Origin of the sequence: Pontibacterium sp. (assembly GCF_041587635.1) — a bacterium.
In the GTDB taxonomy this organism is placed as follows: Bacteria; Pseudomonadota; Gammaproteobacteria; order Pseudomonadales; family Balneatricaceae; genus Pontibacterium.
The window spans coordinates 1-10,976 of record NZ_JBFGYC010000073.1 but is presented as its reverse complement, the minus strand read 5'-3'; the positions used below and the strand labels follow the sequence as shown (position 1 = coordinate 10,976).

General features: G+C 50.4%; 9 protein-coding genes. 6 read left to right on the top strand and 3 right to left on the bottom strand.

All coding sequences use genetic code 11. The features are described 5' to 3' along the window. From ABYW01_RS06040 to ABYW01_RS06015, 6 genes are all read left to right on the top strand, one after another. Positions 1-631: EAL domain-containing protein (locus tag ABYW01_RS06040; RefSeq protein WP_372831596.1), on the top strand; the 631-nt coding region annotated here is incomplete at its 5' end. Positions 632-906: 275 nt separating this feature from the next. Beyond that, the gene (locus tag ABYW01_RS06035) at positions 907-2,025 is read left to right on the top strand and encodes a branched-chain amino acid ABC transporter substrate-binding protein (protein WP_372831595.1); all 1,119 of its coding nucleotides are present in this window, start codon (positions 907-909) and stop codon (positions 2,023-2,025) included. 76 nt (positions 2,026-2,101) lie between these two features. Next, the gene (gene livH / locus ABYW01_RS06030) at positions 2,102-3,028 is read left to right on the top strand and encodes a high-affinity branched-chain amino acid ABC transporter permease LivH (protein ID WP_372831594.1); all 927 of its coding nucleotides are present in this window, start codon (positions 2,102-2,104) and stop codon (positions 3,026-3,028) included. After that, positions 3,028-4,284: a high-affinity branched-chain amino acid ABC transporter permease LivM gene (locus ABYW01_RS06025; RefSeq protein WP_372831597.1), complete on the top strand. Its 1,257-nt coding sequence runs from the start codon at positions 3,028-3,030 to the stop codon at positions 4,282-4,284. Before livH ends, ABYW01_RS06025 begins: the two co-directional genes overlap by 1 nt. After that, complete coding sequence (gene livG / locus ABYW01_RS06020) at positions 4,281-5,045, top strand: high-affinity branched-chain amino acid ABC transporter ATP-binding protein LivG (protein ID WP_193954415.1); 765 nt, start codon at positions 4,281-4,283, stop codon at positions 5,043-5,045. The genes ABYW01_RS06025 and livG overlap by 4 nt, the downstream gene beginning before the upstream one ends. Position 5,046: 1 nt before the next feature. Further along, complete coding sequence (locus ABYW01_RS06015; protein WP_372831593.1) at positions 5,047-5,748, top strand: ABC transporter ATP-binding protein; 702 nt, start codon at positions 5,047-5,049, stop codon at positions 5,746-5,748. Positions 5,749-5,816: 68 nt separating this feature from the next. Here the strand turns inward: ABYW01_RS06015 and ABYW01_RS06010 are convergent, their stop codons facing one another. The 3 genes from ABYW01_RS06010 to ABYW01_RS06000 form a co-directional block, all read right to left on the bottom strand. Further along, positions 5,817-8,879, bottom strand: a complete 3,063-nt coding sequence (locus ABYW01_RS06010; RefSeq protein WP_372831592.1) for an EAL domain-containing protein — start codon at positions 8,877-8,879, stop codon at positions 5,817-5,819. Positions 8,880-9,015: 136 nt separating this feature from the next. Beyond that, positions 9,016-10,638 carry a GGDEF domain-containing protein gene (locus tag ABYW01_RS06005; protein WP_372831591.1) on the bottom strand — a complete coding sequence of 541 codons (1,623 nt, stop codon included), beginning with the start codon at positions 10,636-10,638 and terminating at the stop codon, positions 9,016-9,018. Between the two features lie 100 nt (positions 10,639-10,738). Continuing rightward, positions 10,739-10,976 (bottom strand): helix-turn-helix domain-containing protein (locus ABYW01_RS06000; RefSeq protein WP_372831590.1); only part of this gene is annotated, 238 nt, incomplete at its 5' end.

Below are 10,976 nucleotides of genomic sequence, written 5' to 3'. Positions count from 1 at the left end.
GCCGCCTGCTGAACGCTTTGGGTTGTCACCTAAGCTGGATCGTTGGGTTATTAAGAATGTCTGTGCATTTTTGGCGGAGAGTCCGAACAAACATCTCAACCTTTCGATTAACTTATCCGGCCTGTCTATTGCTGATGATGAATTGTTGTTCTGTGTGCGGAACCTGCTTGAGGAATATAAGGTTGATCCTCAACAGATGTGTTTTGAAATAACCGAAACGGCCGCCATTTCCAATTTGGCGAATGCTGTTCGGTTTATTAATGCCATGAAAGAGATTGGCTGTCGGTTTGCATTAGATGATTTTGGCAGTGGCCTGTCGTCGTTCGGATATCTAAAAACTTTGCCGGTAGATTTTGTAAAAATCGATGGGATTTTTGTAAAAGATATATTGGATGATGAAGTAGATATGGCGATGGTGCGTAGTATTAATGACATCGGTCACTTGATGGGGAAAAAGACGATTGCGGAGTTTGTTGAAAATTCTGAAATCGCCGACCGTCTGCGTGAGGTGGGGGTGGATTATGCTCAGGGGTATGGGATCGCTAAACCGCATAGTATTGAGTTGTTAACTGATTTGTCACTAACTCCCCAAACCACGGTGCCTGAAGCCGATAGTGAGGTCTGTATATAGGTCGTGTTGGGCGATATCGGTGCAGCGTGATGGTGAATAATTGAACACATATTGCTCACACTAAGGTCTAGTGCTTTGTTTCCTGATAAGCATCAAAACGGGTGCATCTCTTCGTCCTAATATCTCCTTTGTTTATTCGAGTTTTCTTATATGAAACACATGGATTGTTTTGGCTGCAATAGAACGCTATTGTAACGGGGTATAACAATTATTAAGTACCCAGATGCCATAGTCTGGAGTGCTCTAAGACAAAAATAAAAAGGGGTTACTCATCCATGAAACGCTTTAACAAAAAGCTTCTCACTTTGAGTTCAGCAATTTGCCTTGCAGGTGCAATTAACGCAGCTCAGGCTGATACCATTAAGATCGCGATTGCAGGTCCGGTAACGGGTCCTGTTGCTCAGTACGGCGACATGCAGAAAATCGGTGCGCTGATGGCCATCGAACAGATCAACAAAGCCGGCGGCATTAATGGCGATACGCTGGAAGGTGTAATTTACGATGACGCTTGTGATCCAAAACAGGCGGTAGCTGTTGCGAACAAAATCGTTAACGACGATATCCAGCACGTCATCGGTCACCTGTGCTCCAGTTCTACAGAACCTGCTTCTGATATCTATGAAGAAGAAGGCGTGCTGATGATTACTGCAGCATCTACCTCTCCGACGATTACTGAAAAAGGTTACCAGACTATTTTCCGTACGATCGGTCTGGACAGCATGCAGGGCCCATTCGCTGCGCGTTATGTGGTTAACACCATCAAGCCAAAAAACATGGCAATCATTCACGACAAACAGCAGTACGGTGAAGGTCTGGCAACAGCGGTGAAAAACGTTGTTGAAGAAGCAGGCATTAAACCCGTGATGTTTGAAGGTGTGACGGCAGGCGATAAAGATTTCTCTGCACTGATCGCAAAACTGAAGCGTAACAACGTAGATTTCGTTTACTACGGCGGTTACCACCCTGAACTGGGTCTGATTCTGCGTCAGTCTCGTGAAAAAGGCTTCAGCGCTAAATTCATGGGTCCAGAAGGTGTTGGTAACGCGGATATCTCTAAGATTGCCGGTGAAGCATCTGAAGGTCTGCTGGTCACTTTGCCACAGAGCTTTGACCAGGATCCTGCCAACCAAGCACTGGTTGCTGCGTTTAAAGAGAAAAACGAAGACCCAACAGGTCCGTTCGTATTCCCAGCATACTCTGCCGTTCAGGTCATGACTGAGTCAATGAAAGCGACCGGTAAGTCAGACCCTGAAGCTCTGGCTGCTCACCTGCGCAGCAACAGCTTCGATACCACGACCGGTAAGCTGGAGTTCGATGCCAAAGGTGACCTGAAGGACTTCTCCTTCGTGGTATACGACTGGCATGCTGACGGTACTAAATCCCCAGCTAAGTAAACGCCTTCTCTAGTACACCTGAACACCTCGTGCCGCGATCCGGTTACGGGGTGTTCCTCTATTCGGGTTACACAATATGACCGAAACCAGTCTATACGTAATTCAACAGCTGATTAACGGGCTGACGATAGGATCGACTTACGCCCTGATCGCCATTGGCTATACCATGGTTTATGGCATTATCGGCATGATCAACTTCGCCCACGGCGAAATTTATATGATCGGCTCTTACATCTCTTTTATTGTCATTGCCGGTCTGCTTGGCATGGGCTTTATCAGTTTGCCGGTTATTTTGATCGTCGCGCTCATTGTCGCGGTGGTCATTGCCAGTACCTACGGCTGGACCATCGAGCGTGTCGCGTATCGACCGCTGCGTGGCTCTAACCGTCTGATTCCTCTTATCTCTGCCATCGGCATGTCCATCTTCCTCCAGAACTATGTTGCTCTGTCACAGAGCTCCCGTGATGTTGCGTTGCCACCACAGATTACAGGTGGTTGGACCTTCGGTGATCCGTCGGTGTTTGAGGTGTCGTTCTCCTATATGCAGTTGCTGATCTGGAGCGCGACGTTACTCGTGATGGTGTTGCTGACCCTGTTTATCTCTCGCTCTCGTATGGGACGTGCTTGTCGTGCGTGCTCCGAAGATCTGGGGATGACCAACTTGCTGGGTATTGATACCAACCGCATCATCGCGTTGACCTTTATCGTCGGTGCAGCACTGGCTGCGATTGCGGGTTTGTTGCTGGGTTTGTACTACGGTGTAGTGAACCCTTATGTTGGTTTTATCGCAGGATTGAAAGCCTTTACGGCAGCCGTACTCGGTGGCATCGGTTCTATTCCGGGCGCTATGCTGGGTGGTTTGATTCTGGGTGTAACAGAGGCGATGACCTCTGCGTTCTTCCCGTCAGAATACAAAGACGTAGTCTCCTTTGGCCTGTTAGTACTGATTCTGTTGTTCCGTCCATCCGGTATTCTCGGTAAACCGGAGGTGGAAAAAGTATGATGAGGAAGAGATTCTACAACGCTATTTTTGCCTCGGGCATCGGCTTTATACTGACCTGCATGATGGTCGGTATTTCACTGAATACCGAAGGCACTACGCTAAAAGTGGAAGGGGCTTCAGCAACACAATGGACCTGGATCGGTATCGGTATCGGTCTGGTGTTTTTGTCTCAGCTGTTTGCGGGGCAGGTTGACGCTTTCCTGGGGGCTGTTCCAAAACCTCAGTTGGGTAAGTTGCTGCCGGAAGAAGGCAAGCGTGCGATGCTGAAACCCTGGTTGCTGGCTGGCCTGTTGGTGATCATGCTGGTATGGCCATTCATGGTGTCCCGTGGTTCTGTCGATCTGGCAACGCTAACACTGATCTACATTATGCTCGGCCTGGGCTTGAACATTGTAGTGGGTCTGGCCGGTCTTCTGGATTTGGGATTCGTGGCGTTCTACGCCGTGGGTGCGTACACCTATGCCCTCTTGTCGCAGTACTTTGGCATGTCCTTCTGGGCGTGTTTACCGATCTCTGCAGGCTTGGCCGCGCTCTTTGGCTTCCTTCTTGGGTTCCCGGTATTACGTTTGCGCGGGGACTATCTGGCGATTGTGACGTTGGGGTTCGGTGAGATCATTCGTATCCTGCTGAACAACTGGACTTCAGTCACCGGTGGCCCAAGTGGTATTTCCGGTATTGCTAAGCCATCGTTGTTCGGTCTGGAGTTTACCCGCCGTGCCAAGGAGGAGGGGGCAACCACTTTTCATGAGTTCTTTGGTATCGATTACTCCAGTTCTTATAAGGTGATTTTCCTCTATCTGATTGCCGTCATTCTGGTGTGCTTTGTGATCTATGTGATCAACCGCCTGATGCGTATGCCAATCGGTCGTGCGTGGGAAGCACTGCGTGAAGATGAGATCGCGTGTCGCTCTCTGGGGCTGAACCGCACCATGATCAAGCTGTCGGCATTCACCATCGGTGCATCGACTGCTGGTTTTGCCGGTGCATTCTTCTCCGCTCGACAGGGCTTTATCAGTCCAGAATCGTTTATCTTTATTGAGTCCGCCATCATTCTGGCGATCGTTGTTCTAGGGGGTATGGGATCTCAGGTGGGTGTTATTCTCGCCGCGATTGTGATGACCATCCTGCCGGAACTGGCGCGTGAATTCTCCGAATATCGTATGTTGTTGTTTGGACTGCTGATGGTTGTCATGATGCGCTGGCGTCCTGAAGGCCTGGTACCAATGAAACGACCGCATTTGGAGTTAAAAACATGAGTCTATTGCTGGATGTAAACGGCCTGACCATGCGCTTTGGCGGTCTGGTAGCGGTCGATCACGTGGATCTGGCGGTGAAACACCGTCAGGTCGTGTCGATTATCGGCCCGAATGGCGCAGGTAAAACGACAGTCTTTAACTGTCTGTCCGGGTTCTATATCCCAACCGACGGCAGTGTTGTGTTTAACGGCGAACAAGTTGCCGGCATGAAGGATTTCCAGATCTCCCGTAAGGGGCTGGTACGTACCTTCCAGCACGTGCGTTTGTTCTCCAAGATGACGGTGATTGAAAACATGCTGGTTGCTCAGCATCGTCACCTGAAAACAGATCTGATCTCCGGCCTGTTCAAAACAGCGGCATATCGTCGTCAGGAACAGGAAGCGATGGACCGTGCAGTGTACTGGCTCAGAGAGATGGATCTGCTGGAGTTTGCCAACCGCGAAGCCGGTAACCTGGCGTACGGTCAGCAGCGTCGTCTTGAGATCGCCCGTTGCATGGTGACGCAGCCGGAACTGCTGTTGCTGGATGAACCCGCTGCGGGTCTGAACCCGAACGAAACCAAAGAGCTGGATGAGCTGATCGTACGTTTGCGCGATGAGCATGAGATCTCTGTATTGCTGATCGAACATGATATGAAGCTGGTGATGGGTATCTCCGATCATATCTACGTGATTGCGCAGGGTGCACCGCTGGCCAATGGTACGCCGGATGAAGTGAAGAACAATCCGGACGTGATCAAAGCGTATCTGGGGGAGGAATAAGATGCTGCGCATCGATAATGTGAATACCCACTACGGGCCAATTCAGGCGTTGCACGATGTCTCTGTTGAAGTTAAACAGGGCGAAATTGTTACACTGATTGGTGCTAACGGTGCGGGTAAAACCACCCTGATGATGACGATCTGTGGTGATCCGCAGGCAACCTCCGGTACGATCACTTTTGACGGTGAGCAGATCAGTGGTGTGCCGACCAATAAGATCATGCAGAAAGGTCTGGCGATTGTACCGGAAGGCCGTCGTGTCTTCGGTGGTATGACCGTGGAAGAGAATCTTTCCATGGGCGGTTATTTCCGTGACAAAGCGGAAGCGGCAGAAACCATCGAACACGTACTGGAACTGTTTCCACGTTTGCGTGAGCGTTACAGTCAGCGCGCGGGCACGATGTCCGGTGGTGAACAGCAGATGCTGGCGATTGGGCGTGCGATGATGTCCAAGCCACGTATGATCTTGCTGGATGAGCCATCCTTGGGTCTGGCGCCAATTATCATTCAGCAGATTTTTGACATCATTCAAAAGCTGCGTGATGAAGGTGTGACGATCTTTCTGGTGGAGCAGAACGCCAACCAGGCACTGCGTATCGCAGATCGCGGTTACGTACTGGAGCATGGGCATGTGGTACTGGAAGGTTCCGGTGCAGACCTGCTGGTCAATGAAGATGTACAGAAGGCTTATCTCGGCGGTTAATCATCGCGCTAAGCTCTTTAAAAAAACCGCCTTCGGGCGGTTTTTTTGTGTGATTTTTGTCTGTGGCCTTATGACATCGCCAGATCTGGCGAGCCCTGTTTATGTTTGCGCAGGCGTTCGTTAATCTCAGCCACGGTCTCGATAAACTGCGCTTCGGTGACGGGGCGGCTGAACAGATAACCCTGGGCAAAATCGCAGCGACAATGTTCGAGAAAGGCGAGCTGAGCAGGGTTTTCTACACCTTCAGCGGTGACACGGTAGCCAAGGCTGTGTGACAAACTGATGATCGCCTGGGAGATCTGACGATCATTCTCATCATCGGCCAGATCCGTGATAAAAGAGCGGTCTATCTTGATAATATCCAGCGGCAGACGTTTCATATAACTCATGGATGAATAGCCCACGCCAAAGTCATCCACCGAGATCAGGTGCCCGGCGTCTTTGAGTGCGCTCAGGTGTTTGATGGTGTGTTCGGTCTGATCCATCAGATAACGTTCGGTGATCTCGATTTCAATCGCCCGCGCATCCAGTCCCTCTTCTGCCAGAATCTCTCTGATTTGGCCACCAAGGTCCCCTTTTTTGAACTGTACGCTGGACACATTGATCGCCACTGAATTCAGGATCAGGCCTTCCAGCAGCCAGCCTTTATAAGCATGACAGGCCTGGCGGGCCACCCAGAGCCCGATGTCATTGATCAGGCCGTTTTCCTCGGCAATCGGGATGAAGTATTCCGGTGAGACAAACCCCAGTTCTGGATGATCCCAGCGGATCAGGGCCTCAGCATGGCTGACCTCCATCGATTTCAGGTCGATGATGGGTTGGAACACCATATGGAACTGATCTTTCTGCAGGGCTTCACGCAGGGCCGATTCGGTCTGCAGACGTTTATCGGTTTCCTCCGACAAGGCGCGGGTGTAATAACGGAAACGGTTGCGGCCCAACTCCTTGGCCTGATACATGGCGTTGTCTGCGTTTTTAATCAGATTGTGAATATCTTCGGCGTCATCGGGGAAGAAGGCTATGCCGATACTCGCGCTGATATTTAGATGGTATCCGGCAACTTCCAGCGGCTGTTGCAGTGTATCGATAATATCTTGTGCAACTTTCGCCGGTGTACTGTCATCATCCAGCGATTCCAGCAGAATCACAAACTCATCCCCACCGAGTCGTGCCAGTGTATCCGAGCTGCGTAAACGTGCTTGGACACGCGCAGCAACCTCTTTTAGCAATTCATCACCGATATGGTGACCCAGCGAGTCGTTGATGTACTTAAAGCGGTCCAGATCCAGAAACAACGCAGCCAGTTTGCGTTCCTGACGTTTCGCGAGCTTCATCGCATGGTCGAGATTTTCCAGTAGCTGAGAACGGTTAGGTAAACCCGTGAGCAGGTCATGGAATGCCATATGACGCGCTGCTTCGGTTTGTTGTTCGAGCTGCGAATTGATGAGTGCCAGCTCAGCGTTCTTTCGACTGATCTCGTTGCGATGTTTAACGATCTGTCGGAAACGTAGCGCCATCAGGAAAAGAATCACAACAAAGACCGACAGGGACTTCCATAACAGGCTGTAATCGACGGCTTCTTCGTAACGTACCGCTAGCCAGTTATTGCGGATTTTCTGATGTGTTGACGCACTCGTATGCGCAATGACTTTATTGAAGACCGACACCAGTAGAGGCTCATCGTTACGTGCTGCAACGCCCACGTTCCAGTTGTACTCAAATTTTCCGCTGATCTTCAGCTGGCCGTAATGGCCTTGCTGAATGTGATAACTCAGGCTCGGTAGCGCATCGAGAAAACCAAGCAGTTCGCCCTGACGTACCCGCTCTAACCCTTCCTGAATACTGGCCAGTTCCACCAACTCTATCTTGGGATATTTCTTACGGATGACATCACCCGGAGAGTAGCCGCTAATAATACCGATTTTTTCACCCTGTATTTCACTGAAATCAGAGTAGAACCAGGCATCATTACGGGTGGCGAGCGCCAGCGAAGTTTCAATGTACGCGGCTGAAAAGTTCAGGTAGCTACGCCTTTCTTCACGGTTGCTGGCCAGCGGGAGGATATCGCAGTGTCGGTTTTTAGCGTACAGCAACGACTGTTTCCAGGAGCCGCTGGGTATTACCTGGATAGGTATGTTCAATAGTTCGGAAAAATGCGCCAGATAGTCCGCGGACATACCGCTGTGTTTACCGTTGATAAATCCTTCGTAAGGCATCCAGTTAGGATCAATACAGGCGGTAATCTGACCTTTGTCCCGCAGGTAGGCCTTTTCCTGACGGCTCAGTTCCAGTTCGGGGCTGTGTAGTGGGATCAAGCTGTTCATACCCGCCCACTTGGCCATAATCGCGTTATGCGTCAGCTCATCAACGCTATCTAGTGCTTTCTGGATGATGTCGCGGAGCAGCGGCATATCCTGGCGGGTCGCCATATGGATGTCGTTAATACCTGTAGAAGAGGGGAACGCAGGTTTTAAGCCAGACAGGTCATTTTCTTTCAGGTAGTAATTGATGATCGGTGTGCTGGTGATGACCGCATCGGCGCGGTTCGTAATGACGGCATCAATCGCTTCCAGCAGATCGGATACCGGTTTGATACGAATCAGAGGGTAGTTTTTTTCCATCGAGGCCATCAGGGAATAACCGCGAGGGATCGCAACGGTTTTGCCCTTCAGATCATCATAGCTGTTGATAGTATCCACCGTACTACGGACAAACACAAAGTGACGGATACGCATAAAGGATTGAGTGTAATTGAGGGTTCGCGCTCGTGCTTCGCTCCATGAGAGCACGGGTAGCAGGTCGAGTTTCTTCTCGTTAGTCATTGACAGCAGCGTGGACCAGCTGTGGCCTGTCACGACATTAAATTTGAGTCCGGTACGTGCAGAGATCAGGTCCAGGTAATCGCTGGCAACCCCTTTGTGCTGACCGTTTTCTACAAAATCCCACGGTGCCCAATCCATCTCGCCGCCCACCTGAATAATGGGGTGTTTCTGGATAAAAGCCTGCTCTTCTTCAGTGAAGATGATCTCGGATTGGGCCGCGCGGGCAGGGAGGTTCGCAAGCAATAACAGCCAGACGCAGAGATACAGAATACCAACGAAAAATCGAGATGGTTCTCGTGTCTTTAGCATTCTTCTGTATCGGGTCCCTGTTACAAATTATCTAATGGTGTGGACTGATCATTATCTGCCCAAACCCACATAATGCAAGGGTATTAATACGGTTGTTTGTCACAGATACATAAAATATGTCAGTAATTCTTGAACGCTAGTTCGAGTTGTTACTTTCGAGCTCCGTATTGACTCGATTCTCCGTAGAATAATCGGCACATAAACGGTTACGTCCCTGTTTCTTCGCCTGATAAAGCAGGTTGTCTGCTTTAGAGAATAGCTCTTCGGCAGTATCGGCAATGCCCGCTTCTGTGACACCCATCGAGACGGTAATCGGGACCGGCACACCCTTAAAGTTAAACGGACTGGCAGCGATTGCCGCACGTAGTTTATCGAGCACCCGAGCAGCTTCTTCACAGGGGGTCGATGGCATCAGAATAATAAACTCTTCACCGCCGTACCGGGCAACAAAGTCGCTGTTACGCAGGCTGTCGATAAAGACGGATGCGAGCAGACGCAACGCTTTGTCTCCGGCAAGATGACCGTAGGTATCGTTGACCTTTTTGAAGTGATCGATATCACAAACCGCAACGGACAGGGGACGCTCGTAGGTGCGAAACTTTTCCAGTTCCTGTCCGATACGTTCGTTGTAGGCAGTACGGTTAGGCAGCTTAGTGAGGGGATCGATACGTGAACGCAGACGCTCCTCTTCAACCCGGGCCATGGTCTGTTGTGCTTCCGCTTCCACTGTTTTGAGTTGCGCGGTTAAACGTTGATGTCGACGTTCAGCTTCCTGATGGCGGCGCTGTTCGGTGGCCTTGATGTTATCAACCGCCCCCTGAATGCGGCTTACCTGCGAGGTGACCATCTGTTTTAGCTGGTTCAGACTCGCGGCCCGTTTAGTGACGGACTTAATGGAATCCACCTCAGTTTGCATCTCTTCGTTCAGCTGCATTTGACTGAGGTTGTTCGATTGCTGGGCTTTATGACTGCGTATCAACAGCTCCTGCATATCCGCCAGTTGGCGGCTGATATCCAGCAGGTAACGTTCAAATTCATCATTCAGGCTGCGGCTACAGTCGCTGACCAGTTGTACAACTTTATGCATTACACCGGGCAGGTTATCAAGGCTGAAACCTTGTTCCAGTTGCTGGATCAGCGCTTCGGCCTGTTGGCGGTGAGACGATGTAAGGTGCAAACCATCGAGCAGTTCCAGTAAATCACCGGCGATGTGGTGCATGATAAGCTGGGTGTCTTCATCAACCGGCGGAATGCTGTTTGTCTGACTGGCCTCGTGCAGACCATCCATAATTTCCGACTGCAGGCGCAGGATATTCGACAGTACTGACGGCACTTCATAATACTGATGGACCGAATCCTGACTTAGATTGCGGGTCACTTCGAGGGCGTTGAGCGTCTGTTCCTGAGAGGTTAACGATTTCAGCTCACTGATCCAGCGTCGAACTGCCGTCAGTATTTCGTCGGCGGTACGCGTTTTCCGGTTTTGAGACGAACGCAGGGTTTTATCCAGCTGCTTCGCTACTTTCTTCAGTGGCGCCGTCTCTTCTGTAGTCAGGGCGCTGAACAGATCGTCCAACTGACCGTCCAGCATGGCATCAAACCCCTGCAGATTCAGTGCTAACTGTCGGGTAATTTGCAACACAAGATCGGTATGCTGTTGTTTCACCTTGTCCTGTTTATCACGCTGTTTTTCGGTGGCCTGAAAATCTTTTTTCAGTGCGTGATATTTCTGCTTCCAGTTCTCTTGATCCGAAATCACGGTAGGTCCCTTTACTCAGCTCTCAGGATATTCAGACAGAATTTGTGCGTGTACTCAGACTCATTTTTAACGGCTGTTTGAATTTTTTCTTTAGCGTATTTCACCCGCCAGAACCGAAACGTGCGCGAAATTCACGGGGGGTCAGGCCGACAATCTTAATAAACACCTTTCGAAAGGCACTGGCATCGTCATATCCCACCTGAGCGGCGATGTTTTCCACCGTATTTTGGGTCGACTCTAAGATGTCACAGGCTTTACTGACACGCAGCTTCTGCAAATATTCGCTGGGCTTGAGTCCTGTGCCACGAACAAAGCGGCGCAAAAATGTACGTTCGGTT